Origin of the sequence: Companilactobacillus kimchiensis (assembly GCF_001438805.1) — a bacterium.
Taxonomy (GTDB): Bacteria; Bacillota; Bacilli; order Lactobacillales; family Lactobacillaceae; genus Companilactobacillus; species Companilactobacillus kimchiensis.
Map to the genome: position 1 here is coordinate 53,783 of NZ_JQCF01000003.1, position 26,409 is coordinate 80,191.

Sequence of the window (26,409 nt, forward strand, 5' to 3'; positions counted from 1 at the left end):
TGTTTCTGACCTCTTTTTATATTTAGTTTTGTTCTATAATTAAACTATTATAGCTAAAAAATAAAGCATTGGTGTTGAATTGTCAACACGAAAGTCTTTTCATTGGAGTGAAAGCAAATGAAAAATATCGGTTATTTAGCACAAGACATTTCTATCTTACATAGACAATATTACAAGGATACAAGGGACAAATTCAATCAAATCAACTTAAATCCGACCGCAGCTTGTATTTTATTAGCTGTGAGTGATTATGAAAATATTAGTCAAAACCAGGTGGCACGTTCTTTGGTTATTGATAAGGGTTTGGCAACTCGCGAAATTAATAAAATGGAAAAATTGAATTATCTGACTAAAGCTGATGGGGCAGGGAAAACTAAGATTTTAAACCTGACACCTGAAGGTGAAAAAGTAATTGATACTGTCCAAATGATTCGCAGTCAGTGGTGGGAAGATCGATTTGCTAAATCAGGTATCACTCCCGAAAGTCCACTAGTTTCTTCGATTGAAGCAGTTGTTTCTACTATTGTAGGTCCAATTAACGAGTAATTGTTTTCAAAGTAAAAAAATTCGGTTAAAGATTCCGTCTTCCACAACAAAGCTGATTTGGCTGGAACGCAGTAGGTCGACTTGAAGCCAATCAGCTTTGCTGTTCCAGACTAGATAGCTGGTTGATTGTGATTTATGTGGAGATGTAATTCATTTAATAACCGAACTTGAGTAAGAACAAAAAAAGAGCGTTTGACAACGCATGATTTTTTATAATCATGTGTCCTCAAACGCTTTTTTGCATTGCTGTGACTTTTTCAATGCGAATCATCTTAGTAATATTCTTAGGTAAAATTTGTTTCAAATTATTGCGTAAATTAAGTACTACCATTGAATGATCGTAACTGTTGATGTTCAAAATACGAATATCATCAGTTAATTTGATATCAATATTACTCAAAATTTTAAAGAGATAGTTATCTTCCGTGAAGTTAACTATTTTGAAAGTAGCATCCGAGATCTCCTGACTAGATAGGAGAGAATACTTTGTAAATTCAGGAATCGAGCAATTGATTGGGATGATATTCCCGTGTGGGCAAGTTTCTGGATATTCCAAATAGATATTCAATCGGTCGATTAAGAGTGAATCTGGATGATCGGACAGTTTAGCTGCCTTTTCATAAACCTCATTCAAAGGAATCTCCAATTTTTGGTAAAGCCACACTTCAAGCAACCGATGTTGTTGAACCAATGGAATAACAGCATTGAGTCCCTTTTTAGTCAGCTTAGTACCGTAATATTTCGTATATTTAACCAAGCCTAACTTTGACAAATGTTGCGTTCTATCTGAGATAGAAGCCTTACTGACATTAGCTTTGACAGCTAGATCGATGTTATTAACATTTTGAAAACTGCCACCTAATTCAAAGATTAATCTTAAAAAATTTAAATCGTTCAAAATTATTCACCACTTTTTTCTAATTAAACTGTTTCTTCTATAGAAGGGACGTTTTTTATTTGGAATGTCCTTTAAAAATTCGGTCATCAGATAGTAGTAAGTTGGTGAAGACCCTTGAATACATGCCAATCAATACCTCCGATGTGATCCAATTATTAGTTAGATACTCTTGGTCAGTGACATCGTTTATTACTTCTTCATTCGTATTATTCTTCATAATATATCCCCCGTAAGTAAATGAGCATGGTTAATTACTTAGTCGAACCTAATAACAATGGTAAAAAATAGTTGAAATTGCCTATCTATATACCCCATGTCTATAAAAAGATTGTTATTGGATTATTAAATAACCATAAACCCCGTCGTTAACGTTTTTAATATAGCATATTTATTTTAAATAAAATAGTTAAGTAGGGGGTAATCTTTTTGAAATATACCTCATTATTTTGTTGAATATCCCAGTATTATGGGCAAGTAAACGATTTCAGATTATTTTGAAAAATAATCGTTAAATATATTTTTTTATTAGGTACCCTTAAAAAATAGTTTACTTCTCTTTAAAATGCGGTAGAATGAATTTTGGAAAGACGAGCGGAACCAGATCTTGTCTTAAGAAAATATATTGGAGGACAGACCAATGACGAAGCAAAATACCAAGTTTGAACGTGTTCTAGTCGGTGTTGATGATTCAGATGATGCACAGTTGGCATTTAGATACGCAATGCACCGTTGTATCAAGGATGAATCAACACTAATCATTACTTCCATTTTGGAAAGTGACGAGATGAATGTTTATCAAGCACTTACTAGCGATTATGTTCATGGGGAACGTAAAGAACTAGAAGATCACTTGAGAGAATACAGTCAAGTCGCAGAAGATGCCGGAGTTAAAAAGGTAGAACTTATGGTTGCCGAAGGGGATCCCGGTGAAACAATTGTGAAGGATGTTATTCCTAAGTCAAATGCCGATCTTTTAGTAATCGGTTCAGTTTCAAAAAAAGGTATCAGAAAGTATTTCGGTTCTCAAGCCGCATACATGGCGAAATATTCACCTATTTCAATTATGATTATTCGCTAAAAACAAATTTATATAATAAGGGGAGATTAATATGGCTGAAAAACGCAAATTAATCCAATATGCCAATGGTCCTTCACTAGAAGAGATCAATGGTACGGTCGATGTTCCAAAAGATAAAGGTTTCTTCAAAACACTACTAGCATATTCAGGACCCGGGGCTTTAGTTGCCGTTGGTTACATGGATCCAGGTAACTGGTCAACATCAATCACAGGTGGTCAAAACTTCCAATACCTACTAATGTCAGTTATTCTTATGTCTAGTTTAATTGCCATGTTGTTACAATATATGGCCGCTAAACTAGGGATCGTGAGTAAAATGGATTTGGCACAAGCAATTCGTGCCAGAACAAGTAAGTCATTGGGTATCGTATTATGGATTTTAACTGAATTTGCCATTATGGCGACAGATATTGCCGAAGTTATCGGTGGTGCCATCGCTTTGTACCTATTATTCAATATCCCACTAGTAATTGCCGTATTTATTACTGTTGGTGATGTTCTAGTATTGCTATTATTGACAAAAATCGGTTTCAGAAAAATTGAAGCTATCGTTGTATGTTTAATTCTTGTTATTTTATTCGTTTTCATTTACCAAGTTGCTCTATCAGATCCTAACTGGGGAGCTGCCATCAAAGGCTTAGTACCCGTTAAGAAGACTTTCGCAACTGGTCCTACAATTGGTGGTCAAACACCTTTAACAGGTGCCTTAGGTATCATTGGTGCCACTGTTATGCCTCATAATTTATACCTTCATTCAGCTATTTCACAAACACGTAAAGTTGATCATTCTGACGAAAAATCAGTTGCACAAAATGTTCGTTTCTCAGCATGGGACTCAAATATTCAATTAACAGCTGCATTCTTCGTTAATGCTTTGTTACTAGTTATGGGTGTTGCCGTATTTAAGAGTGGTGCCGTTAAAGATCCATCATTCTTCGGTTTATACCAAGCTCTATCAGATACATCTACTTTAAGTAATGGTGTTTTGATTGCCGTTGCTAAATCAGGTATTCTTTCAACATTGTTCGCCGTTGCCTTGTTGGCTTCAGGTCAAAACTCAACTATTACTGGTACTTTATCAGGTCAAGTTATCATGGAAGGTTTCGTTCACATGAAGATGCCTTTATGGTTACGTCGTTTAGTTACACGTCTATTGTCAGTTATCCCTGTTCTTATCTGTGTTATGTTAACAAGTGGTAAGAGTTCAATTGACGAGCACGTGGCTTTAAATGATTTGATGAATAACTCACAAGTATTCTTGGCTTTCGCTTTACCATTCTCAATGTTGCCACTACTTCTTATGACAGATAGTGCTACAGAAATGGGTAACAGATTTAAGAATGCTAATTGGATCAAAGCTTTAGGTTGGTTCTCAGTTATTGCTTTAACATTCTTGAACCTTTATGGTTTACCTGGTCAAATCCAAGCCTTTTACGGTGACAAGATTACTTCTGCTCAAACACTTCAAGCTAACATCATTTCTTGGGTTTTGATTATTGCAGTTCTTGCCTTACTAGTATGGACTTTGGTTGATATGTATAAGGGTAATGAAAGATTGAAGACAGAATTAGCTGCTGAACATGTTGATTCAACATATGCTCACTTGGCTAAGTTATCCGCTGAAGCAGGTTCATCTGAAGAATTCGATAAAGAAGCTACAGAAGAAAGAAATGCTGAACAAAGATAATTTAATGTAATTAAAAAGACAATCGGAATGATTGCCTTTTTTTGTTGTAAATTTGTTCAATAATATATAAATTTATTTAAATAAATAAAACCCATTTGTTCGCAAAAATATGTTATGAGGTTAGCGTTTCCATATGATATATTCATATTCGGACAAAATTTCTAATGGGAGAAAAAATGAAGAAATCATTATACACATCAATTATCCTGGGAGTTGCAATTTTAGGATTAGGAACACAGATTACTAGCTTAACAACTGTACGTGCAGCTGAAGAAGTAAATGAATCACAGTCGCAGAAGGTCGTAAGTGAAGCGAAAGGAAATGCTGAAGTTAGTGATGTTAATGTTGTCAGTACCCCAGTAGAATCATCAGAAGAAAAAAGCGATGATACTGAATCACAAGAAGAACCACAAGCAACTGAATCACAAGAAGAACCACAAGCAACTGAATCACAAGAAGAACCACAAGCAACTGAAACAATTGAAACAACTAAAATAAATGAAAAAGATGTTTCTATTGATGAAGAAAGGTTTGATGATAAGGCTTCAAAAGAGAAACAAGAGAAAATTTCTGATGTCAATGTATATGGGCAGGCAAAGGATGATTCAGGTAACACATCACAACCAAGAACAGAAACAAAGATTATTAAAGTCAGGCCATTGAATATCAAGTTAGCAAATATTGATGATCCTTCAGATAAGGGTGATTTACTAGTACCTTATAAAATACGTGGGAATAGTGCAGTATATGTTTTAGATGAAAATAATAATCCAATCGAAGATTCTTCAAATGAAACAGGATATAAGATGAGATTTTCAGGTGATGTCTATAAAGATGATAATTTACATAATATAAGTGACCCTTATATGGGTGAAATCTATAGTGCAGGTGGCGATTTGGAAAAAGCACCACAAACCTCTAAAGTAAAAAAATTATTATCACTGGTCAAAGAAGCTAAATTTTTTATGGAATTTAGAAACTATGGTTATAGCAATGCAGCCGAATTAACTCAGTATATTAATGATTATCATGATGTTTATGCAAGATTAAATGCTCTAGGTGATGATGGTAATCCAATTTCGAAACCAGTTAAAGAATCAGTTAATGACTCAGTTAATATAGTTACACCTATTAAATCAAATACAACCACTAAAAGTAATAGACATAATAGTTACAAAACTGTTATTAATAATTTAACTATTACAACCATCAGACGAGCTCAATTGTTTACCGAAGATGGAAAATTAGTTAATGACAGATGTCTTGAAAACAATAGTACTTGGCAAGCTGATAAAATTTTAACCATCAATGGTCAAAAAATGTATCGTATTACCCCAACCGAATGGGTTAAAGCCAGTGATGTTCAATAGTAAATAATTCAAAGGCGACATTAAAGGTCGTCTTTTTTGTTGAAAAAAATCAATAATCAAAAGATATATTTCACCTAGAAAAAACATTACAATATATTTCATATTTACCTATTAAGGGAGCGTTATTGTATGGTATATTTTTTTAATACGAAAAAAATCCTTATAGGGGGAACTGTGAAACTATACTACAAACCAATTGTACTTGGCCTTGCAGCATTAGCTTTAGGATCACAAGTAATTAATACAACAACTGTTTTAGCTGGGGAAGTTGAAACAGACACAACTGATAAGAGTGATTTAGCAGAAATTGCCGCTGCTAAGTTGGCATTGAAAGAAAAAATGGACAAAGTAAGTGACTCATTAAAGAACCTTAATGGCTCTACACCTGCTACAACTACAATGGTAGGTTTATTAACTTACATACCACGTACAGTTTTGGATAAGGATAATAGTTCTTTAGCAACTCTCAAGAATCAAACAGCTAATTTTAATGAGACTTTGAACAAATATACTATCAATGACATTAAACTTTCAAATAATGGACAAGATATTATTTTGGCAAATGTACCTTTACAAGAAGGCTATACAACAATTGTTAAAGATGTTCCAGCCGGATTAGTACCTGATAATATGCATATTGAAGTTACTTCAAGTAAGACAGCTGATGGTCAACCTACAACAACAGTTGTTATGGTAGCTCAACATGTTATGGGACAAGATGATTCAAAAAGTATTTCTAAGATGGAAATTTCAGACGTAACAGTTTCTCAACAACCAGTAGTTGGGGTAGATCCTGCTACACCAGTAACTCCAGAGGAAAAACCAGTCACAGATCCAACGCCAGAAACTAAACCAGAATCAACTAAAGAAAATGAAAAACCAGTAGTAGAACCAAACAAACCTGCTAAAAAGCATCATACTACTACAGTTACTGCACCAAAGAACCAAAAGAATGATGATAAAGTTACTGAACCAACAGTTAAACCAGCTGACAACAAAGTAGTCGTTGAACAACGGACTGTTTTTGCCACTTCAGCGACCGATAATGTTTCTCTTTATAGTGAAGATGGAACGCTTGTTACTGGTCGTGCTTTAGGTAAAGATTCAGCTTGGGTTACTGATAAATTGATGACTTTAAATGGCGTTAAATACGTCCGTGTTTCAACTAATGAATGGGTTAAGCTAACTGATGGACTAGAGGATGAAAGCATTGATACAGCCATTAATACGAAGACTCAAGCTAGTCTATTTACTGCTAAGGGTGAAAGAGTCACTGACCGAGCCCTTGGTGCTGAGACTGCTTGGCGTACAGATAGATCAGCCATGATTAATGATCAAAAGATGTACCGCGTTTCAACTAATGAATGGGTTAAAGCAGCAGATATCCAATAATTTAGACAAATAAAAAGACGATCAAGTTAAGGTCGTCTTTTTATTTGTCTAAATAATAATACCTTCACAGTGGTCAATCTCATGCTGAATTATCTGGGCAATGAAATTGGAAAACTCTTGAGTATGTTCTTTGAAATCAATATCAAAATATTTTACCGTAATTTGTTTATAACGTTTGGTTGAACGTTCACCAGTTAATGAAAGACATCCTTCAGAAGTTGTATATTCATTTTCCTTACTTACAATAGTAGGATTTAACATTACAACATTCATCATTCCCATTGAAAAAATAACGATTCGTTTGTTAACGCCAATCATATTAGCCGCCATACCCACACAAACTTCAGCGTTATCTTTGAGGGTATCTTGTAAGTCTGTAACGACGTTATGGTCAGCTGGAGTTGCCAATTCAGCCTTCTGTGCTAAAAAAGTTTGGTCATGGTTAATAGGTTTAATCATTTATTTTCTCCCGTAAGATGTATTCACTAGTATAATTTACCATAGAAGGAATCTAATAGGAGGGGGAACCAATGAATTTACTATTTGCAATCGACGATAGAGTGACAGAACAACTGATTACGACCTTATATTCAATTAAGGTCAATTCGTCTACTAAGAATTATTCAGTGTATATACTTCAGGATAAGAAATTAACCGACACACCAAGAATCATCCAAGTCTGTAAGAAGTTAGGGATGACCTATCATCCATTGATCATTCGTGATAATCAATTTGCTAATGCACCTGTAACGGATCGTTATCCAAAAACAATTTATTATCGGTTATTAGCTTATAAATATTTGCCTCAAAATATGAAACGGATTTTATATTTAGATGTTGATGTTTTAGTTATCAATGATTTGAAAAAACTTTACAATATGGATTTTGATGATTATTGGTACGCAGCTGCTAGTCATGTGGCACTAGATGTCACTGATGCACTTAACAAAATTCGGCTAGGTAATTATGAAGCTGATACTTATTACAATTCAGGAATGATGATGATGAATCTCCCTGCTATTAGAGAACATGTTAAGGCGGAAGATATTGTCGGTTATATCCGTATTAAAAATTTAGCTTTATTCTTACCTGATCAGGATATTTTGAATGGTTTGTATGGTCAACACATCAAGCAAGTTCCTGATGAATTGTATAATTATGATGCTCGGATGAATCCCTTATATTATGCCAAAAGTAATGGTGAGTGGGATTTAGATTGGGTGATTGAGCATACAGCAATCTTACATTTCTGTGGGCGTGATAAACCTTGGCGTTCAGAATATAAAGAACGTTTTTCAGGATTGTATAAGCATTATCAACACCGAGCTAAGAGAATAAGATAGAATTCTATCGTCCATAGCAAAGACGATTTTACTGCTGTTCCAGGTTAAGCAACTCGTTGACGGTTATTAATTTTAAATAAAAATAACACTATATTAGTGTGAATTTCTTAATTGAGGATTCATAACAAATAATATAGTGTTATTTGTTTTTTAGGCATAACTCATTTAAGCGGTTAAATCAGATATATTAATAATTTCCAAACAACTAGTGACAACTCAATATTTGACGTTTTGCCTATATCAAAGTGATATCACACTGATATAAAAGCGGTATAATAAGGGTATGGCAGATAAGATGGTTGCATTAAGACTAGATAAAGATTTATACGATCGCATCGCTGAGGATGCTGGACGTGAAAATCGGAGTGTTAACAATTATATTGTCACTAAATTAAGTGAGGCAGTACCGACAGATAATCTCGAACAGCGCCAAATAGTTGGATCTGTCGTTCGAGGGGACAAGATCAATATGGCAAACGACTTGCTCGAGGTTAAGGGTACTTACTATCGTTATGACTTATTGGCAAATGATTTGGTTAACAAGGATGGCAGTTATCAGATTGTCAAAGCAAATGGTAACATTTTGACTATCCAGGAATTAAAATCAGAAAAGTAGGCGGATGAATATGTTAGGATTTAAAACGGTACATCAAAATCATGTGGGGTTAGTTGAAACTTTAGGCAAGTATAGTCGTGAGGTTGGTGCGGGATTAAATTTATATCTCCCCATCTTTCAAAAAATTCGAATTGTTGATTTAGCAATGATTCCTTTGTCACTCCAAGGATATTCTGTAATCACGAAAGATAATGCTGAAGTACAAACAACCGTGACTTTGAATTATCATATTACTAATGCTAGAAAATTCGAATATGAAAATAGTAATTCTGTTGAATCAATGATTCAATTAGTTCGTGGTCACTTGAGAGATATTATTGGTAAGTTGGATTTGAATGAAGCTTTAGGTTCAACTTCTAAAATTAATCAAGATTTAGCTGCGGCAATTGGAGATTTAACTGATACTTATGGGATCAAAGTTGATCGTGTCAATATCGATGAATTGAAACCATCAGCCTCAATTACCGAATCAATGGAGAAACAAATTCGAGCTGATCGTGAAAAGACTGCCGCCATTGCTAAAGCCAATGGTGATGCTCGTAGTATTGAAATTGAAACTAAAGCTAAGAACGAGGCCACTGTTTCAACCGCTAAGGCTGAAGCTGCCGCAACAGTTGCTCGTGCTGATGCTAAAGCTTACGAAATTAAAAAATTAAATGATATGTTGGCTTCAGCTGATTCCAAATACTTTACTAGTCAACAGATTCAGGCTTTCTCTGATATCGCTAAATCACCAGCTAATACAGTGGTAATGGATAAAGATGCGATTGCTAAGTATGCTGATATTCCTGCTATGGCTCAAGTTATGAATAAACTTGCTAATAAATAATTTAAATTAAACATCTACTAAAATGGTAGGTGTTTTTGTTTTACGGTTGACATTATGTCGTTATCGACATATACTATTTATTGTCGATAACGACATTAGGAGACAATAAACTATGACAAAACAATTTAAAACATTAGATGATTTTTTAGGAACACACTTTATTTATACGTACGATAACGGTTGGGAATATGAATGGTACGCTAAAAACGACCACACAGCTGACTACCGAATTCACGGTGGAATGGTTGCCGGTCGTTGGGTAACTGATCAAAAAGCTGATATTTTGATGTTAACAGAAGGTGTCTACAAGGTTTCTTGGACCGAACCTACTGGAACTGATGTGGCTTTGGACTTCATGCCTAATGAGAATAAAATGCATGGTACAATTTTCTTCCCTAAGTGGGTTGAAGAACATCCAGAAATTACCGTTACTTATCAAAACGAACATATTGATTTGATGGAAGAATCACGTGAGAAGTACGAAACGTATCCTAAGTTAGTCGTTCCCGAAATGGCTAAGATTACATACATGGGCGATGCTGGTCAAAATAACGAAGACGTTATTAGTGAAGCACCTTATCAAGGGATGCCTGATGATATTAGAAATGGTAAATATTTTAACGAAAACTACCAACGTATCAACAAATAGCATAAAATGATATACAGAGATGTATATCATTTTTTTGTGGAGATAATTATGCCTAAGAAACGAATATTACCGTATGTATTGCTCGGTTTGATCAATAATAAAGAACGCTTATCCGGATACCAAATTAGTCAGGAATTTAAAAATGAGGTCGGGGATTTTTGGCATGCTTCACATAGTCAAATTTACCCCGAGTTGGCTCGAATGAAAGCTGATGGTTGGGTCTCGGACGATGAAAGCGATAATAAATCTACCTATTATATAGTTACTGATCAGGGATCTGAGATTCTTCGTAACTGGATGAGAGAACCATTGGATGATAATGAGGAGCTATTCTCATTGAAATTATATTTTATTAAAGATAAATCTGATCCGTTATTAAAAGACTTGATTACACAAGAATTAGTTCTGAGAAAGCTAAAATATCAATATCTTCAAGAGCGGTTAAAAACAGTTTTTACTGATGATAAAAAAATTAAAAATAATTTTGGTCACTATTTAATTCTTACTCGGGCAATTGAACGAGAAAGGAATCATATTCAGTGGTTGGAAGATAAATTATAGAAGTCCACTTAGTTGTGGGCTTTTTTTATGGAATATTAATTGAAAAATGATGTATTTAATTATAAAGAAACATTGTGGCACTTTGCCAATAGGACTATGATTTTTTTATCAAGTTTTTATTTATATTTGAACGTTTTATGTATATGTTGATATTATTTTTTATATATTTCGGAGGGAAAAGTGGAATCAGAACAAACTATTAGTATGATCCAGATTTTTGGAATACTGCGTAAGCATATTAGAGCAATTATAGAAACGACTGTTGTAGTTACTTTAGCAGCAGGTTTTATTACTTTCTTTTTCATGACACCAAAATACAGTGCTACGACAGAAATCCTAGTCAATCGTAAATTGTCAGCTGATATGCAGGGGGCACAGTTTCAACAAGTGCAGGCTGATGTACAAATGATCAGTACTTATAAGGATATTATTACTAGTCCAACTGTTTTGAGGGATGTTAATAAACAAATTAAGAATTATCCAGGCTATCCAGGTTCAATGAGTGCTTTGAAAAAGTCACTCTCGATTAACAACTCACAAAATTCACAGGTCTTTTCAGTTACGGCCAAATCAACTGACCCAGGGACTGCAGCAGCGATTGCTAATTCAACCGCCAAGGTTTTCAAGAAAAAAGTTGTCAAAATCATGAGTGTTAATAATGTTTCGATTGTTTCTGAAGCAGAGATTAACCGAAAAGCAGTTAGTCCTAGAAAAACTTTGAATATTTTAATTGGTTTGATTCTGGGAGTTATCTTAGGTATCGCCTTGGCATTCATTCGTGAATTGACTGATAGAACTATCACATCAAGTACCTTCTTGACTGATAATCTAGGTCTGACTAATTTAGGTATCGTCAATGAAATTGATCAAAAAGATATTGAAAAGACTGTTGAACATAAGAAGTTACAGATCAAAGTTGATAAAAATGAACTCAGTGCTAGAAATCATAGAAGGGTTTAGGTATGAGGATGTCGTTATTTAAACGAAAGAACAAAAAACTAGATAATTACAGTTTGAAACATGGTGTGGGACTGATTACCTATGATGATCCTTCCAGTACGATTTCAGAGCAGTTTAATACGATCAGAACGAATATCCAATTTTCGTCAGTTGATAAAAAATTGAAGTCGATTTTGTTTACTTCGTCAGCACCATCGGAAGGGAAGTCTACCATTAGCAATAACGTCGCGGTAACTTGGGCTAAACAAGGTGAGAAAGTTATTTTGGTTGATGCCGATTTGCGTCGTCCAACAATCCATAAAACTTTTGATGTCAGTAATCGAATTGGATTATCAAGTTATCTTTTGGGTAATGCGACCTTAGAGGAAATTATTCAACCAACGATGGTTAAAGACCTCTATGTTATTGCCAGTGGACCAATTCCACCTAATCCTTCAGAATTATTGGGAAGTATGCGAATTAAGGGCTTGTTTAAAGCTCTAGAAGACAAATTCGGATTATTGATTTTGGATGCTCCACCAACGAATGCTGTGACTGATGCGCAAATTTTAGCAGCCCAAGTTGATGGTGTGATCTTAGTTGTACCACAAGGATTGGCAGAAAAAGCTGGAGTAGCACATGCAAAACAGGCCTTGGATACAGTTCACGCTAATATTTTAGGTGCCATTATGAACCGTGTTACCAAAGCAGAGTCACAAGGCTACTACGGTGGTTATTATGGCGGTTATTACGGAGTTGAGAAAAAATGAATTTGATTGATTTGCATTGCCACATCCTGCCGGGAGTAGATGACGGATCAAAAGACATGCAAATGTCACTAGATTTAGCTAAAGAAGCTGTTAATCAAGGAATTACTAATGCACTGATGACACCACATCATATGGATGGTGATTATACCAATCACAAGAACGATATTGTCTGGAGAACGGCCGAGTTTCAATCAGAGTTGGCTAATCAGCAAATTCCGTTAAAAGTTTATCCAAGCCAAGAAGTACATTTGACCGGTCAACTAATGGATGCAATAAGCAATAATGACATTCTTTTTATGGATGAAACTAATCGCTATTTATTACTGGAGCTACCTCATGAGATGGTTCCCGAATATACAGCCGATATGATTTTTAATTTAACAACGCAAGGGATAACACCGGTCATTGCCCATCCGGAAAGAAATTTGGGTATTCAAGAAGATCCAGATAAGTTATATAAGTTTATTCAAATGGGCTGTCTGTCACAATTGACAGCCAGCAGTTATTTAGGAGTCTTTGGGGAAAAAGTTCAGACCTTAACTGAACAAATAATAAAGGCTAATTTAGGATTCATCTTTGCTTCTGATGCGCATAACTTTGAAGGGAGAAAGTATCTGATGAAAGATGCTTTCGCTAAGTTAGAGGCTGAAGAAGGCAAACGGAAAGCACAATTGTTTAACTATAATGCCAAAAATATTATCAATGGTGATGATGTGGCGGAAGTTGATTTTAGTCATATTACTTCATTGAATAAAAAGAAAAAAAGATTTTGGATATTTTGATTAGAGAGTAGTTCTGGGGGGCATCAAATAGATGGAATATTTTGATGGTAAAAATGGCAGCGATGTCATTAACGTCGGTTATCAAGATGGACGTTATATTTATAAATTTTTTAAAAGAATATTTGATTTTGTAGCTAGTTTTTTAGGCTTGGTCATTTTATCGCCATTATTTTTGGTTGTAGCAATTGCTATTAAGATTGAGGATCCTAGGGGACCAATATTTTATTCGCAAATGCGTTTAGGAAAAAGACAGGAACCATTCAAGATGTATAAATTTCGATCGATGGTCGTAGGGGCTGATGATCGTTTAAAAGAACTCTTAGCCGATAATGAAGTCGATGGAGCCATGTTTAAGATGAAGGATGATCCTCGTGTTACGGGAATTGGTCAGTTCATTCGCAAGTATAGTATTGATGAATTGCCTCAATTGTTGAACGTATTGTTGGGTGAGATGAGCTTAGTTGGACCAAGACCACCATTGCCACGCGAAGTGAAGGATTATACCAGTTATGATAAACAACGTTTGAGCGTTAAACCTGGTTGTACTGGGTTATGGCAGATTACTGGTCGAAATGACGTTGGATTTCATGATATGGTCGAATTGGATCTTAGTTATATTAACCGTCGAAGTTTTTCTTTTGATTTATATGTTTTGTTTAAGACCGTTATTGTTTTTGTTAAACCTAATGGGGCTTATTAAAGATAGAAAGGTTAATTTTATTTATGAAAGTTGGGTTATTTATTCCCACGTATAATGCTGGGAATTCTTTTGATAATGTCCTGAAAGATATTGATGAATCGATTCAAAATTCGGGTATCGAAGTGAAGAAATTAATGATTGATACTTTTTCCAATGATAATACCGTGGAAAAGGCTAAAAGGTATGGATTTGATTCATATGAAATAAAAAAAGAAGACTTTACACATGGTGAAGTGAGGAAAAGAGCTGCTAATTATTTTAATGGGTATGACTATATAATCTATATGACCCAGGATGTAAGGTTACATTTAACGGCAATTGGTGAGCTGATTTCTTTTATATCTAAAAGTGATCATATGTTAGTGGCCTATGGCCGACAGATATCTGACCCTGCAGAAAGCACAATTTTTGAACAAAAGGCTAGAGACTTTAATTATCCTTCAAAAAGTATTATTAAATCTAAAAATGATATTAAGGCGTTGGGAGTTAAAGCAGCATTTTCTTCTGATGCTTTTTCAATTTATAGAAGAGGTCTACTTATGGATGTGGGTTCCTTTCCATCCAATATATTATATTGTGAAGATGAATATGTAGCGGCCCAAGGCATCATTAAAGGATATGAGGTTGGCTATTGTGCTGAAGCAGTAGTAACACATTCGAACCATATGAATTTAAAACAACAATATAAAAGATATAAGAGTATAGGTGATTTTCATAAACAGAATCAGTGGATTCAAAGGGAATTTGGTAGTAATGAATCAGAAGGTGTAAAGTCGGTTTTATCTGAATGGAAGTATTTAACTAAGAATAAAAAGGCGTATTTGATACCCTATTCTTTTTTAATAGCTTCCATAAAATATGTCGCTTATAAATTTTAACGTTAGATGAGGTTTTTCAATGTCGGACATAAATTTTAAAATAGATTTTGTTGTAACATGGGTAGATGGTCAAGAACCAAAATGGCTTTCTGAGTATTCTAAGTATAGACAGGAAGATAGTTTAGATGTAAAAACTGCGCGATTTAGAGATTATGGCATATTTAAATATTGGTTCAGAGCTGTTCAAGAATATGCACCGTGGGTTAATCATGTCTATCTAGTTACAGATGGTCAAAAACCAGAGTGGATAAATGATAATTGTAATTGGATTACCATTGTAGATCATAAGGAAATTATTCCGGAAAAGTATAGACCCATTTTTAATTCCAGTGCGATTGAGTTGAATTTATATAAGATTCCTAATTTGTCAGAACATTTTGTTTATTTTAATGATGATATGTTTCTTAATAAAAAGGTCATACCTGAAGATTTTTTCTCAAAAAAGGGTCTTCCGAAAGATACTGCGGGATTAAATGCGATTCAACCGATGTATGATTTTGATTATATACACGTTAACAATGTAAAAGTAATTAATGAACAATTTAAAAAACGGGAAGTAATGAGGAAACAATTTTTTAAATTCCTAAATATGAAGAATATGGAATTGAATATTTATACAATTCTTTTATTCTTTTGGCCTAAATTTACTAGATTTTTTGATTTACATTATCCGTATTCAATTCTTAAGTCCGAAATGAGCAATGTTATTCATGAAAATCCAAAAGAATATGTCAAAACAATGAGTGATCGATTTAGGTGGAAGGACGATATAACTATATGGTTAGTTAGGTATTACTCATTGGTTACTGGAAAATTTTCTCCACGAACACCTAGAGTTGGGAAAATATATGATTTGTTTGATCAATTTGAAGATGCAACGAAAGATATAGAGAATGGAAACCATAAAATGATTGTAATAAATGATGATTCAAATATTACAGATAAACAATTTGAAACTATTGCACAAGAATTAAAAAGAATCTACCAAAGAAAGTTACCAAATGAATCAGTATTTGAAAAGGAAAGAAAATATTGAAAATATTAGATAAATTTTTTTTGTATATCTTTTTGATTTTGCAGGTCAATTTTTTTGATCTAATAAATATCCGTAACTCATTCTTAAATGGATGGTCTTCTTATTCACAAAAAAAATTATTTTTGATCTTTGTTTTTATATATATTTTTTTGAGACTTATCTTATATAATGCACACTTTAATCCTAAAATAATGAGGAGACACTTTAGTCCGTTTATTATCTTTTTATTGATTTCGGTAGTTATTTTAATATTCGGAACCCTGTATAAGTTTGATCAAACGTTATTCGCCACTATTTTAATAGCATATTATTTTTTTATATTGCTATTATATTTCCCCTTTAGTGAATATCTTAATACGTGGGAAAATTGGAGATATATAATAAGGCGATTTATCATTTTTTCTTCGATAGTTTCGATAATAAAATTGGTGCAATCTTACATATTGCTTCATTTTGGAAAACTCATATTCTATTTAAATACTAATTTTGACTATTCAACCGCCTTACAGCGTAATTTTAATGTATTAGGATTTACTAGAATAGCTTCTTCGGTAGATTTTGTAGCATTCTCTGTCTTTATTATGTTGATTTACAAGGCTATTAAGGGGGCTATTTTCTCAAAATTAAAGGATAATGTAATTCTATTTTTTAATGTTCTCTTTTTAATCTGTGTTGGGCAATCACGTGGGTATCTAATAATAATAGTTGTCATAATCCTATCCATCTTATTGATGAGAGTACTAAAAAGTGTATCAAAATCAATTCAAATATTTTTTTTAGTTCTTATTTTGTTGATTGCAATGGTATGCGTCGGGATTTTAATAGATAAGGTGTTTTTTGTTGGTTCAAGATCAATTTCTATGAGTATTAGACAATATGCATATCAATATTACTTGAAAAATATTTTTAATAATGGATGGTTTGCGTTTGGATTTGCAAGAGATGATCTTTATGGAAGTCTGATTCATGGGCAATCTATAAATTATAATGGTCAAATAATATCTGCTAATTTCGATGATGTTGGGATTATTGGATTTTTAGGAAAATTTGGGATGCTAGGAGTATTAAATATAATAGTATTTCTATGGTCTTCAATTCAATGTTTTGCAGAATCCAAATATAAACAATTAAGTTTTTTGACTTATATATTCTTGTTTGGCTGTTGGATTAGTCTGTCACCATTTGATTCGCAAAGAATATTTTATTTGCCAATAATTTTAGTGTTTTTAGATTTCTTAACTACTCGTGATAAAGGTGAGGTTGAACATATTTGAATAAAATAAAGACCATCTTTCAGTGTTTTGGAATTATTAAAGGATCCAAATATATTTTATTTAAACTATATGGCTTAATTTTAAGATGTGTTTTTGTTGGTCTTGGTCGCAAGCCTAAAAAAATGGCTAAAATTCTTAAGCAAACAGCGGAAATAACTGATCAGATGGTACGAGATTATATTTATTATAAGTATAAAGGTATTTACCATAAGTTTGATTTTTGCAGTGATGACGGGAAAATACCCGTAAAGAAAATTATTTGGACGGCCTGGTTGCAAGGGGAAAAAAATAAGCCATTTGTAATTGAAAAAAGTATTATTTCCATGCAAAAAAACTCTAATGATTATGACGTTGTAGTTATAACATTTGAAAATATTGATCAATATTTAAATATTGATGAAAAAATCATGAATCTCATTAACAATGGGAAAATATCATATGCCCATTTTACTGATTATTTAAGGATTAGTTTATTGAAAAAATATGGTGGAATTTGGTTAGATGCCTCACAGTTTATGATTAGATCATTTCCGAAAGAAGTATGGGATTCAAACTTGCTTCTTTGGAATACTGTATATGACATCACGGATCGTAATTTGTATGCTTCAATTCCCTTTGTTGAGAAATTTAATAATGGATTTTTAATAGCAAAAAAGGATTCTCTCTTTTTTAAATTTGCTGATGAAATAACTACTGAATTGTTATTTGATCCAATTCTAAAAATAGATTATTTTACGTTTTTTAAAGCCTACCTTGCTGCATTTGAACATATTCCAGTATTAAATGAGGAATGGAGGAAGATGCGAGTATTTAACCCGTATGGGTTGATAACTAGACAGTTGTGGAATAAACCATTAACTTTGAAAACAAAGAAAATAATAAATTTGCCAGAAAATTATTTTTTTACTATGACTTATAAAAAGGAATGGAAAAAGGAAATTGATGGTGAACCTTCCGTAGAAGAATATATTTTGGAGAAATTTGAGAAATGAATATAGGGATAGTTTTGAATTATAAAAATTATTCCCAGAGTATTGATTGTACTAATAATTTATTAAATTCAGATATGGATAAAGTGGTTATAGTTGATAATGCTTCGGGAAATGAATCGTATCAGAAATTAAAAGAATATTTTAGGAATAACAAAAAGGTACATATTATTTCGTCGGATGTTAATTCAGGATATGCTCAAGGAAATAACATAGGATTGATATATGTACAAAATAGATTTGGAATCTCATCGAAAAATATTGTTTATATCATAAATCCTGATAGTAGAATAGATTCTTCTAACGTTGATGACATTAGAAAACACATTATCAATAATGAAAATTCTGGAATGGTTACGGTTAATCTTAATAACGATATAAAAAATTCATGGCACCACTTATCAGTAAAAAATATTTTCTTTATAAATTTTTGGTCCATCAGATGGTTGTTATTTAAATTTGGCAAACGTGAAGGTGGTTATTATAAAAAAGGAAATACGGCGATTCAAAAAGTGGATGTAGTTTCAGGGGCTTTTTTTGGGATTAATCAAAAGGTATTCAAAGAAATTGGTTATTTCGATAAGGGTACCTTCCTGTATTATGAGGAGGAAATCCTATATTCGAAATTAATTCAAAATGGTTTTCAAAACTATATATTAAATACTTCAAGTTTTGATCATATTGGTCGCGGATCAACTAGTTTTAAAAAAGTTCCGTTTAAAAAGATAAATGATAAAAGTAGATTATATGTATTGAAAAAATATTATGGTGTTGGTCCGTTATATGTATCTTTTTCAAAGTTTATTAATGTTATTGATGATTTCTTGTTAACCGTTCTAAAACGTTAATTATTAGATAGATGAGGTATTACTTTTAAGTGAAAATAATAAAAAATTATCTTTATAACAGTTCGTATCAATTATTTTTAATAATATTGCCTATTATTACTTTGCCTTATTTGTCTAGAATCCTTGGCCCAACTTATATGGGAATAAACTCTTATACTTATTCAATTATTAATTATTTCATTTTGATTGCGGTATTGGGAACTACGACTTATGGGCAACGAGAAATAGCTTATTTAAAAAATGATTGGTTCAAAATATCACATCTTTTTTGGGAAATTGAAATATTGAATGTCATAACAACTGTTATTTCATACGCTATTCTCTCAATTGTTATTATTTCATCCGGTAAGTATCAAATTTTTCTATGGGCGTATTCAATAAGTGTTATAGCAAATGTATTTGATGTTTCATGGTTATTTATGGGATTGGAAAATTTTTCGGCTTTAGCACTTAGAAACTTTTTTGTGAAGATAATATCTGTAATTATGATTTTTACATTTGTTAAAAATGAAAATGATTTGTTCATATATATACTGATAAATTCACTCTCAATTTTAGTTTCTAATCTATTATTATGGCCTTATGTAAAAAAATGGAAAATATTTATTGGAATTAAAGACTTTAAAAGATTGCATCCTTTTAGTCATTTAAAAGGTACAGTAGCATTGTTTATACCTCAAATATCAATAACACTTTATACAGTTTTAGATAAAGTGTTATTGGGTTATATGGGGGATATTAAAGGGGCAAGTTATTTTGACAATTCAGATAAAATTGTTAGGTTAACATTTACTCTTTTGACATCAGCATCTACGGTGTTAATGCCAATGATTGCTACTGAAATTTCTAAAAGAAATCTAAAAAAGATGAATGGTGTATTAAAAAAATCATTATCTTTCAGTTTATGTATTTCAATAGCATTATTCGCAGGAATTATTGGTGTATCTGATAAATTTGTACCCTTATTTCTTGGTTCTCAATTTGATGAAGTAAAAATCATTTTAAAATTGCAGGCTTTTATTTTAATACCTATGTCCATTGCCAATGTAGTTGGGAATCAATATTTGATACCTTCGAGAAAAAGTAAACAATTAAATGTTTCTATTATTTCGGGGAGTATCCTGAATGTAATTGTTAGTATCCCTTTAATAAGTATGGATGGAGCTTTTGGAGCATCCATTTCTGCAATGTTATCTGAAAGTGTAGTTACGATTACTCAATTATGGCAGGTTAGAAAAAGTTTAACGTTTAAAGGGATCAATAGCGATATTGCAAAGTATTTAATAGCAGCGATTATAATGTTTTTATTCTTGTACTTTGAGCAAATGTTTATACCAGGTTGGATATCGATTATTATAGGTGTTCTTTTAGGATCAGTTATTTACTTCTCCATATTGATAATTTTGAAAGCAACCATAGTGGATTTCGCGTATAGAATACTTATAAATAAATTGAAATCGTAATATTAAAGGAGAAGTAAATGAAAGGAATAATTCTAGCTGGCGGATCAGGAACCAGACTATATCCAATAACTAAGGCAGTCTCTAAACAATTAATACCCGTCTATGACAAACCAATGATTTATTATCCAATGTCAACGCTGATGCTAGCTGGAATAAAAGACATTTTAATCATTTCCACACCAGAGTTTTTACCGCAGTTTAAAGAGTTATTTGGAGATGGAAAACAAATTGGCTTAAATCTGGAATATGCTGTTCAAGATGAACCTAATGGTCTTGCGGAAGCTTTTATTATTGGTGCAGATTTCATTGGAGATGATTCTGTCTGCTTAGTTCTAGGAGATAACATTTTCTTTGGAGCAGGTCTTTCAGAGATACTCCAGCACGCTAGCTCCAAAGAATCAGGTGCTACTGTATTCGGTTATCACGTGAACGATCCAGAACGTTTTGGTGTGGTTGATTTCGATAAAAATATGCATGCTGAATCAATTATTGAGAAACCAGAACATCCAACAAGTAATTACGCTGTGACAGGATTGTATTTCTATGACAATAGAGTAGTTGATATTGCTAAAAATATTAAACCATCAGAACGTGGTGAGCTTGAAATTACTGATATTAATAAGGCTTATCTTAAGAAAGATGAATTAAATGTTGAGGTAATGGGACGTGGATTTGCCTGGCTTGATACGGGTACGCATGACTCTTTACAAGAGGCCAGTAGCTTTATTGAAACAGTTCAAAAGAGACAGAATCTCAAAGTAGCCTGTTTAGAAGAGATTGCTTATCGGATGCATTATATAAGTAAAGAGCAAGTAATCAAATTGGCTCAACCGTTAAAGAAAAACGATTACGGCCAATATTTATTAAGATTAGTAGGGGAGAAGTAATGGGAAAATTAAAAATAACAACAACCAAATTACAGGATGTAAAAATTATTGAACCAGCAGTTTTTGGTGACAGTAGAGGCTTCTTTACTGAAACATACTCTGATCGTGATTTTAAAGAAGCTGGAATTAATTTTGACTTCATTCAAGATAATCAATCATTATCAGCTGAAACTGGTGTATTACGAGGTCTACATTTTCAACGTGGTAAAGCCGCTCAAACAAAATTAATTCGTGTTGTTTCTGGTGCTGTTCTTGATTTAATTGTGGATGTTCGTAAATATTCACCAACATACAAGCAGTGGGAAGGTTATATCATCTCAGCAAGTAATCATCGTCAATTGTTGGTACCCAAAGGGTATGCCCATGGTTTTGTTACTTTAACTGATAATGTTAATTTCTTATATAAATGTGATAATTATTATGATGCTGCCGCTGATGGTGGTTTCTCGTTTAAGACACCTGAATTAGGAATTCAATGGCCAATCGATTTTGATCAAGCTATTACGTCTGAAAAGGATGCTGCTCAACCTACATTCACTGAATTTGAAAAAGATAATCCATTTGTTTATGGTGAGATTTAATTAAAGGAGACTATCAATGAAAAATATTGTCGTTACAGGTGGAGCTGGTTTTATAGGCTCCAATTTTGTACATTATATTGTTGAAAATCATCCTGATATTCATGTTACGGTGCTAGATAAGCTAACTTATGCCGGAAATCGGGCTAATTTAGCTGGTTTGCCAGAGGACAGAGTTAGATTAGTTGTGGGCGATATTTTAGATGCCAATTTGGTTGATGAATTGGTTAGTAAGGCTGATGCAGTAGTTCATTATGCAGCTGAGAGCCATAATGATAATTCATTAATTGATCCATCACCATTTATTCAGACTAATATCGTGGGAACTTATACTTTGTTAGAGGCTTGCCGTAAATACGATGTACGTTATCATCATATTTCGACAGATGAAGTATATGGTGATCTTCCTCTGAGAGATTCTGAAGGTAATGGAGCAAAGTTTGAACCTGAATCTCGCTACAATCCAAGTAGTCCTTATTCTTCATCAAAGGCTAGTTCAGATTTATTAGTGCGGGCATGGGTTCGTTCATTTGGGTTACGTGCAACAATATCCAATTGTTCAAATAATTATGGACCATATCAACATATTGAAAAATTTATTCCCAGACAAATTACAAATATTTTAAGTGGGATACGTCCAAAACTTTATGGATCAGGGACTAATGTGCGCGATTGGATTCATACTAATGATCATTCACGTGCAGTATGGTCCATTCTAAATAAGGGCAAGATTGGTGAAACATATTTAATTGGAGCCAATGGCGAAAAAAATAATAAAGAAGTTCTTGAGATGATACTGGAACTGATGAATAAGTCCAAAGATGATTATGATCTTGTGAAAGATCGACCGGGTCATGATATGCGTTATGCTATTGACTCTACTAAATTACGTGAAGAACTTGGATGGAAACCTGAATATACTGATTTTAAATCTGGATTAAAACATACGATTGATTGGTATACAGAACATGAAGATTGGTGGAAAGCTGAAAAATCAGAGGTTGAGGCTAAGTACGCCAAAAATGGTCAATAACCATAGGGAGATTTCAGAATGAAGATTTTAATAACTGGTGCCACGGGCCAATTAGGAACAGAGCTATGTCATTTACTTGATGAAAAACAAATTAAATATATCGGTGTAGGATCAAAAGATTTAGATATTACTGATAAAATGGCAGTTGATGATTATTTTTCAAAAGTTCAACCTGAGTTGGTTTATCATTGTGCAGCTTTTACAGCTGTTGATGATGCAGAAGAAGAACCTGGTAAAACAACTAATTGGGATGTTAACGCTACGGGTACTGAAAATATTGCTAATGCTTCCGAAGAATCAGGAGCTACTTTAGTTTACATAAGTACTGATTACGTTTTTGATGGAACCAATGACAATATGTATAATGAAAATTCAGAGACTAATCCTCAAAATGAATATGGACGAGCTAAGTTGGCAGGTGAAAAAGCTGTCGCTAATATCATGAACAAGTATTATATTATTCGTACTTCTTGGGTCTTTGGTAAATATGGAAAGAATTTTGTTTATACAATGCTTAACTTGGCTAAAACGCATGATCATTTAACGGTGGTAGATGATCAGATGGGGCGACCAACATGGTCTAGAACATTAGCTGAATTTATGTTGTATGCTACTGATAAAAAAATTTCATATGGTTTGTATCAATTATCAAATGAAGGTTCATGTACGTGGTATGAATTTGCTAAAGAGATTCTGAAGGATACTAAGGTGACGGTTGCACCAGTAACATCTGCCGAATATCCACAAAAAGCATACCGTCCAAGGCATTCCTTAATGAATTTGAAAAAAGCGAAAAATACGAATTATCAAGTAATTACTTGGAAAGATGCCTTGGTGGAATTTACTCGGCAAATTGATTTATGACTAGTTTTTAGTTGAAGTAAATATATTCGGTAGTATATCGTGGATAGTACTGTAAAAAAACGATAATAAAGTGAGCGTAAGTTTATTCTTTAGGTTAAGAGTCTGGAATGATTATTTTCCTATGGCTAGAAAGGCGGTTTGTGTTCAGGCTCAAAGAGGTAATAAGGGATGCTAAGGCGTTGAAAAATAATAGCGTAGCTTGATACAAAGGGAGAAATAAATCTATGAGAATTAAGTATATTGACCGTTGTAAGGCTGTGGGAATATTTTTAATAATTTTTTATCATACTATTTTTTTACATAATTTTGCAGATTCAACCTATATAGTAAATTTTATTTCTTTAATAATGCTACCAATATTCTTTATCTTGTCAGGGATTTTGAAGAATATTCATCCTATTATATTAACGAAAAAATTTATAAGGAAAAGGGTAATTCAACTTTTTATTCCATATATAATTTTTAGTTTGATAAGTATTTTTATTAAAGTTCTTTTTTTTCATAATGGGAAAACTGTATTTGAAATAATAAAAAATGGATTTTATTTAACTTTTTCTTTTCGAGGAATTGATGTTTTATGGTTTATACCGGTTTTGTTTTTTTCCGAAATTTTGTTTTTAATGTTATTTGAGTATAATAAAAATTTTATTATAGTATCTATTCCATTCATTATTATTCCATTATATATTGTTGCTAATAGTCATAGATTTTCTAATTTCCTTGTAACAGAGTCTATGATTCCACTGGCATCATATGTTGCATTAATATTTTTACTTCTTGGATATTATTCACATTGGATTATTTCCTTAATTGAAAAGAATACGGGATTTCAAATTGTCATTATTTCTATGTATATATACGGTGTAGGGTTATTTAAATCAAAAATTGATTTGCACTATTTTTTGTTTGGAAATAATTTTTTGATGTATATTTTTTTAGGGTTTATAGGATCTTTAGAATTAATTGTGATTTTTAAAAGAACAAATAAAATGAATTTTAAATACCTAGATTGGATTGGTGAAAATTCATTATATTATATGTGTCTACATTTAGGACTTGGAATAACCACCATAGCAACTGGATTTATTTTAAGTGACGATACAACATATGTATTGGCGTTAGGAATTATTTATACGATTATCCAATGCATAGTTTTAGTTTATCCTACAATTGTTTTTAATTATATAATTAAAAGATGTACTCAATTTAAAATCTCTTAATTAAATTTGCGGTTTCTAAAGAAATAATAATATCAAAGATTTACTATTTTTGGAGTTTTTCATTTCTAGAATTCATAAATAATTTTTTTATAATTAATATAATTTCACTCAAAAATTATTAATAGAGTTAAAATGGTAAGAGTATAGTCGGTTTTTGAAATCGACAATTTGATTTAATAGGGAGGAAAGTTTTTATGCATAATAATAAAGCAAAAAAGCACACATTTAGAAATCTAAGTATGTGGTTTGTATTATTATTTGTTTTAGGTGGGGCAACATTTGGTATGACACGTTATCGTAGTGTTAAGAGCTCTGCAAACAGTTCTTATGTACCATCAGGGGTAACTAGCAAACGTAATGTAAGTTCATTACTAAACAATAGTAAACCTGTCTCAATCTTGTTAATGGGTGTCGCAACTGATCAAACGATTAGTAATTACAATGGTGACACTAATAGCATGATGGTTCTTACATTGAACCCAAAGACAAATAAAACTACAATCACAAGTATTTCTGATGATCTAGCTATCAAGGGATCAGCTAAGACAATTGGTGCAGCTTATGCTAATGGTCAAACAAAGGCTGCTGTTACAGCGGTTGAGAATACATTGAATGTACCTGTTGATTTCTATGCACTTATTAATATGGGTGGAATGAACAAGGCTATCAATGATGCTAATGGCGTTACCGTTACACCAAATGCTACATTCACATCAAATGGTTATTCATTTACAAATGGTGTTTCCACTCACATGAATGGTGACAAGGCTACTGCTTACTTAGCAATGAAGAACGGCGACGATGCTGCTCGTCAACAACGTCAAAGAGATGTGCTTTCAGCATTAGTAAGTAAGAGTGCTTCTATCTCAACCTTGTTCAATCAAGATCTTATTGATTCAGTATCAGATCAAGTACAAACTGATATGACATTTGATAACATGACAGCTCTTGCAAAGAACTATAATTCTGTTGGTAAAAATACTACAAATAACAGTATTGCAAACAGCTCTGATGTAAAAGCTGCTACAAGTGCTATTAACAGTAACTTAGGTCTATAATTAATCATTTTTGATAATGTTTAAATGGTCATTCTTAATAGGGATGACTATTTTTATTTGCTTTTCTGAACACCTGTTCGTATAATAAGAGCGTGGGCAGGATAATATGTCATATTTGGAA

At 32.8% G+C, this 26,409-nt stretch carries 29 protein-coding genes; 26 read left to right on the plus strand and 3 right to left on the minus strand.

Annotation, left to right across the window (positions count from 1 at the left end; translation table 11 throughout):
* Positions 1 to 117 precede the first annotated feature (117 nt).
* Positions 118 to 546: a MarR family winged helix-turn-helix transcriptional regulator gene (locus tag IV57_RS02630; protein ID WP_057879946.1), complete on the plus strand. Its 429-nt coding sequence runs from the start codon at positions 118 to 120 to the stop codon at positions 544 to 546.
* Positions 547 to 772: 226 nt separating this feature from the next.
* Here the strand turns inward: IV57_RS02630 and IV57_RS02635 are convergent, their stop codons facing one another.
* Positions 773 to 1,444, minus strand: coding sequence for a metal-dependent transcriptional regulator (locus IV57_RS02635; protein ID WP_057879947.1), 672 nt, complete (start codon positions 1,442 to 1,444; stop codon positions 773 to 775).
* 55 nt (positions 1,445 to 1,499) lie between these two features.
* On the minus strand, positions 1,500 to 1,661 hold the full coding sequence (locus IV57_RS13130; protein ID WP_157051889.1) for a hypothetical protein: 162 nt from the start codon (positions 1,659 to 1,661) through the stop codon (positions 1,500 to 1,502).
* Between the two features lie 420 nt (positions 1,662 to 2,081).
* Between IV57_RS13130 and IV57_RS02640 the strand changes: the two genes are divergently transcribed.
* From IV57_RS02640 to IV57_RS02655, 4 genes are all read left to right on the plus strand, one after another.
* Positions 2,082 to 2,522, plus strand: coding sequence for a universal stress protein (locus IV57_RS02640; RefSeq protein WP_057879948.1), 441 nt, complete (start codon positions 2,082 to 2,084; stop codon positions 2,520 to 2,522).
* 31 nt (positions 2,523 to 2,553) lie between these two features.
* Positions 2,554 to 4,209: an Nramp family divalent metal transporter gene (locus IV57_RS02645; RefSeq protein ID WP_057879949.1), complete on the plus strand. Its 1,656-nt coding sequence runs from the start codon at positions 2,554 to 2,556 to the stop codon at positions 4,207 to 4,209.
* A gap of 176 nt (positions 4,210 to 4,385) precedes the next feature.
* Entirely contained in the window at positions 4,386 to 5,579 is a 1,194-nt protein-coding gene (locus IV57_RS02650) for a dentin matrix protein 1 family protein (RefSeq protein WP_057879950.1), read from the plus strand.
* Between the two features lie 174 nt (positions 5,580 to 5,753).
* On the plus strand, positions 5,754 to 6,971 hold the full coding sequence (locus IV57_RS02655; protein WP_057879951.1) for an SLAP domain-containing protein: 1,218 nt from the start codon (positions 5,754 to 5,756) through the stop codon (positions 6,969 to 6,971).
* 48 nt (positions 6,972 to 7,019) lie between these two features.
* Here the strand turns inward: IV57_RS02655 and IV57_RS02660 are convergent, their stop codons facing one another.
* Complete coding sequence (locus IV57_RS02660) at positions 7,020 to 7,430, minus strand: peptide deformylase (protein ID WP_057879952.1); 411 nt, start codon at positions 7,428 to 7,430, stop codon at positions 7,020 to 7,022.
* Positions 7,431 to 7,501: 71 nt separating this feature from the next.
* Here IV57_RS02660 and IV57_RS02665 point away from each other — a divergent pair, with 71 nt between their 5' ends.
* The 21 genes from IV57_RS02665 (at position 7,502) to IV57_RS02765 (ending at position 26,288) form a co-directional block, all read left to right on the plus strand.
* Positions 7,502 to 8,314, plus strand: a complete 813-nt coding sequence (locus IV57_RS02665) for a glycosyltransferase family 8 protein (RefSeq protein WP_057879953.1) — start codon at positions 7,502 to 7,504, stop codon at positions 8,312 to 8,314.
* A gap of 283 nt (positions 8,315 to 8,597) precedes the next feature.
* Positions 8,598 to 8,930 (plus strand): hypothetical protein, encoded by a 333-nt coding sequence (locus IV57_RS02670; RefSeq protein ID WP_057879954.1) that lies wholly within the window; start codon positions 8,598 to 8,600, stop codon positions 8,928 to 8,930.
* A gap of 10 nt (positions 8,931 to 8,940) precedes the next feature.
* Positions 8,941 to 9,759 carry an SPFH domain-containing protein gene (locus tag IV57_RS02675; RefSeq protein ID WP_057879955.1) on the plus strand — a complete coding sequence of 273 codons (819 nt, stop codon included), beginning with the start codon at positions 8,941 to 8,943 and terminating at the stop codon, positions 9,757 to 9,759.
* Positions 9,760 to 9,871: 112 nt separating this feature from the next.
* Complete coding sequence (locus tag IV57_RS02680) at positions 9,872 to 10,408, plus strand: phenolic acid decarboxylase (RefSeq protein ID WP_057879956.1); 537 nt, start codon at positions 9,872 to 9,874, stop codon at positions 10,406 to 10,408.
* Between the two features lie 48 nt (positions 10,409 to 10,456).
* Positions 10,457 to 10,969 carry a PadR family transcriptional regulator gene (locus tag IV57_RS02685; protein WP_057879957.1) on the plus strand — a complete coding sequence of 171 codons (513 nt, stop codon included), beginning with the start codon at positions 10,457 to 10,459 and terminating at the stop codon, positions 10,967 to 10,969.
* Between the two features lie 180 nt (positions 10,970 to 11,149).
* Positions 11,150 to 11,929: a YveK family protein gene (locus IV57_RS02690; protein ID WP_057879958.1), complete on the plus strand. Its 780-nt coding sequence runs from the start codon at positions 11,150 to 11,152 to the stop codon at positions 11,927 to 11,929.
* An 8-nt stretch (positions 11,930 to 11,937) separates the two neighbouring features.
* Positions 11,938 to 12,678 (plus strand): CpsD/CapB family tyrosine-protein kinase, encoded by a 741-nt coding sequence (locus IV57_RS02695; protein WP_057880027.1) that lies wholly within the window; start codon positions 11,938 to 11,940, stop codon positions 12,676 to 12,678.
* Positions 12,675 to 13,460, plus strand: a complete 786-nt coding sequence (locus IV57_RS02700) for a tyrosine-protein phosphatase (protein WP_057879959.1) — start codon at positions 12,675 to 12,677, stop codon at positions 13,458 to 13,460. Before IV57_RS02695 ends, IV57_RS02700 begins: the two co-directional genes overlap by 4 nt.
* A 31-nt stretch (positions 13,461 to 13,491) precedes the next feature.
* Entirely contained in the window at positions 13,492 to 14,160 is a 669-nt protein-coding gene (locus tag IV57_RS02705; protein ID WP_057879960.1) for a sugar transferase, read from the plus strand.
* Between the two features lie 23 nt (positions 14,161 to 14,183).
* Positions 14,184 to 15,038, plus strand: a complete 855-nt coding sequence (locus IV57_RS02710) for a glycosyltransferase family 2 protein (protein WP_057879961.1) — start codon at positions 14,184 to 14,186, stop codon at positions 15,036 to 15,038.
* A gap of 19 nt (positions 15,039 to 15,057) precedes the next feature.
* On the plus strand, positions 15,058 to 16,074 hold the full coding sequence (locus tag IV57_RS02715; protein ID WP_057879962.1) for a stealth family protein: 1,017 nt from the start codon (positions 15,058 to 15,060) through the stop codon (positions 16,072 to 16,074).
* The gene (locus IV57_RS02720; RefSeq protein WP_057879963.1) at positions 16,071 to 17,348 is read left to right on the plus strand and encodes a hypothetical protein; all 1,278 of its coding nucleotides are present in this window, start codon (positions 16,071 to 16,073) and stop codon (positions 17,346 to 17,348) included. The genes IV57_RS02715 and IV57_RS02720 overlap by 4 nt, the downstream gene beginning before the upstream one ends.
* Entirely contained in the window at positions 17,345 to 18,340 is a 996-nt protein-coding gene (locus tag IV57_RS02725; protein WP_057879964.1) for a capsular polysaccharide synthesis protein, read from the plus strand. The genes IV57_RS02720 and IV57_RS02725 overlap by 4 nt, the downstream gene beginning before the upstream one ends.
* A complete protein-coding gene (locus IV57_RS02730) occupies positions 18,337 to 19,185 on the plus strand; it encodes a glycosyltransferase (protein WP_057879965.1) in 849 nt (282 codons plus the stop codon). Before IV57_RS02725 ends, IV57_RS02730 begins: the two co-directional genes overlap by 4 nt.
* Before the next feature lie 29 nt (positions 19,186 to 19,214).
* Positions 19,215 to 20,648 carry an oligosaccharide flippase family protein gene (locus IV57_RS02735; protein ID WP_057879966.1) on the plus strand — a complete coding sequence of 478 codons (1,434 nt, stop codon included), beginning with the start codon at positions 19,215 to 19,217 and terminating at the stop codon, positions 20,646 to 20,648.
* Between the two features lie 17 nt (positions 20,649 to 20,665).
* Positions 20,666 to 21,535 carry a glucose-1-phosphate thymidylyltransferase RfbA gene (gene rfbA, locus IV57_RS02740; protein WP_057879967.1) on the plus strand — a complete coding sequence of 290 codons (870 nt, stop codon included), beginning with the start codon at positions 20,666 to 20,668 and terminating at the stop codon, positions 21,533 to 21,535.
* Complete coding sequence (rfbC, locus tag IV57_RS02745; RefSeq protein ID WP_057879968.1) at positions 21,535 to 22,116, plus strand: dTDP-4-dehydrorhamnose 3,5-epimerase; 582 nt, start codon at positions 21,535 to 21,537, stop codon at positions 22,114 to 22,116. The genes rfbA and rfbC overlap by 1 nt, the downstream gene beginning before the upstream one ends.
* 16 nt (positions 22,117 to 22,132) lie before the next feature.
* Positions 22,133 to 23,146 carry a dTDP-glucose 4,6-dehydratase gene (gene rfbB, locus IV57_RS02750; RefSeq protein WP_057879969.1) on the plus strand — a complete coding sequence of 338 codons (1,014 nt, stop codon included), beginning with the start codon at positions 22,133 to 22,135 and terminating at the stop codon, positions 23,144 to 23,146.
* 18 nt (positions 23,147 to 23,164) lie between these two features.
* Positions 23,165 to 24,010 (plus strand): dTDP-4-dehydrorhamnose reductase, encoded by an 846-nt coding sequence (gene rfbD, locus IV57_RS02755; protein WP_057879970.1) that lies wholly within the window; start codon positions 23,165 to 23,167, stop codon positions 24,008 to 24,010.
* Positions 24,011 to 24,234: 224 nt separating this feature from the next.
* Positions 24,235 to 25,230: an acyltransferase family protein gene (locus IV57_RS02760; RefSeq protein ID WP_057879971.1), complete on the plus strand. Its 996-nt coding sequence runs from the start codon at positions 24,235 to 24,237 to the stop codon at positions 25,228 to 25,230.
* Between the two features lie 194 nt (positions 25,231 to 25,424).
* Positions 25,425 to 26,288: an LCP family glycopolymer transferase gene (locus tag IV57_RS02765; RefSeq protein ID WP_057879972.1), complete on the plus strand. Its 864-nt coding sequence runs from the start codon at positions 25,425 to 25,427 to the stop codon at positions 26,286 to 26,288.
* Positions 26,289 to 26,409 lie beyond the last annotated feature (121 nt).

What these genes read in the sequence shown, in the direction of transcription:
- IV57_RS02630 (WP_057879946.1), top strand. Translation starts at nt 118, where the DNA reads ATGAAAAATATCGGTTATTTAGCACAAGACATTTCTATCTTACATAGA.
- IV57_RS02680 (WP_057879956.1), top strand. Translation starts at nt 9,872, where the DNA reads ATGACAAAACAATTTAAAACATTAGATGATTTTTTAGGAACACACTTT.
- rfbC (WP_057879968.1), top strand. Translation starts at nt 21,535, where the DNA reads ATGGGAAAATTAAAAATAACAACAACCAAATTACAGGATGTAAAAATT.
- IV57_RS02670 (WP_057879954.1), top strand. Translation starts at nt 8,598, where the DNA reads ATGGCAGATAAGATGGTTGCATTAAGACTAGATAAAGATTTATACGAT.
- IV57_RS02640 (WP_057879948.1), top strand. Translation starts at nt 2,082, where the DNA reads ATGACGAAGCAAAATACCAAGTTTGAACGTGTTCTAGTCGGTGTTGAT.
- IV57_RS02765 (WP_057879972.1), top strand. Translation starts at nt 25,425, where the DNA reads ATGCATAATAATAAAGCAAAAAAGCACACATTTAGAAATCTAAGTATG.
- IV57_RS02665 (WP_057879953.1), top strand. Translation starts at nt 7,502, where the DNA reads ATGAATTTACTATTTGCAATCGACGATAGAGTGACAGAACAACTGATT.
- IV57_RS02715 (WP_057879962.1), top strand. Translation starts at nt 15,058, where the DNA reads ATGTCGGACATAAATTTTAAAATAGATTTTGTTGTAACATGGGTAGAT.
- IV57_RS02695 (WP_057880027.1), top strand. Translation starts at nt 11,938, where the DNA reads ATGTCGTTATTTAAACGAAAGAACAAAAAACTAGATAATTACAGTTTG.
- IV57_RS02675 (WP_057879955.1), top strand. Translation starts at nt 8,941, where the DNA reads ATGTTAGGATTTAAAACGGTACATCAAAATCATGTGGGGTTAGTTGAA.
- rfbA (WP_057879967.1), top strand. Translation starts at nt 20,666, where the DNA reads ATGAAAGGAATAATTCTAGCTGGCGGATCAGGAACCAGACTATATCCA.
- rfbB (WP_057879969.1), top strand. Translation starts at nt 22,133, where the DNA reads ATGAAAAATATTGTCGTTACAGGTGGAGCTGGTTTTATAGGCTCCAAT.
- IV57_RS02650 (WP_057879950.1), top strand. Translation starts at nt 4,386, where the DNA reads ATGAAGAAATCATTATACACATCAATTATCCTGGGAGTTGCAATTTTA.
- IV57_RS02760 (WP_057879971.1), top strand. Translation starts at nt 24,235, where the DNA reads ATGAGAATTAAGTATATTGACCGTTGTAAGGCTGTGGGAATATTTTTA.
- IV57_RS02685 (WP_057879957.1), top strand. Translation starts at nt 10,457, where the DNA reads ATGCCTAAGAAACGAATATTACCGTATGTATTGCTCGGTTTGATCAAT.
- rfbD (WP_057879970.1), top strand. Translation starts at nt 23,165, where the DNA reads ATGAAGATTTTAATAACTGGTGCCACGGGCCAATTAGGAACAGAGCTA.
- IV57_RS02700 (WP_057879959.1), top strand. Translation starts at nt 12,675, where the DNA reads ATGAATTTGATTGATTTGCATTGCCACATCCTGCCGGGAGTAGATGAC.
- IV57_RS02705 (WP_057879960.1), top strand. Translation starts at nt 13,492, where the DNA reads ATGGAATATTTTGATGGTAAAAATGGCAGCGATGTCATTAACGTCGGT.
- IV57_RS02710 (WP_057879961.1), top strand. Translation starts at nt 14,184, where the DNA reads ATGAAAGTTGGGTTATTTATTCCCACGTATAATGCTGGGAATTCTTTT.
- IV57_RS02730 (WP_057879965.1), top strand. Translation starts at nt 18,337, where the DNA reads ATGAATATAGGGATAGTTTTGAATTATAAAAATTATTCCCAGAGTATT.
- IV57_RS02645 (WP_057879949.1), top strand. Translation starts at nt 2,554, where the DNA reads ATGGCTGAAAAACGCAAATTAATCCAATATGCCAATGGTCCTTCACTA.
- IV57_RS13130 (WP_157051889.1), bottom strand. Translation starts at nt 1,661, where the DNA reads ATGAAGAATAATACGAATGAAGAAGTAATAAACGATGTCACTGACCAA.
- IV57_RS02660 (WP_057879952.1), bottom strand. Translation starts at nt 7,430, where the DNA reads ATGATTAAACCTATTAACCATGACCAAACTTTTTTAGCACAGAAGGCT.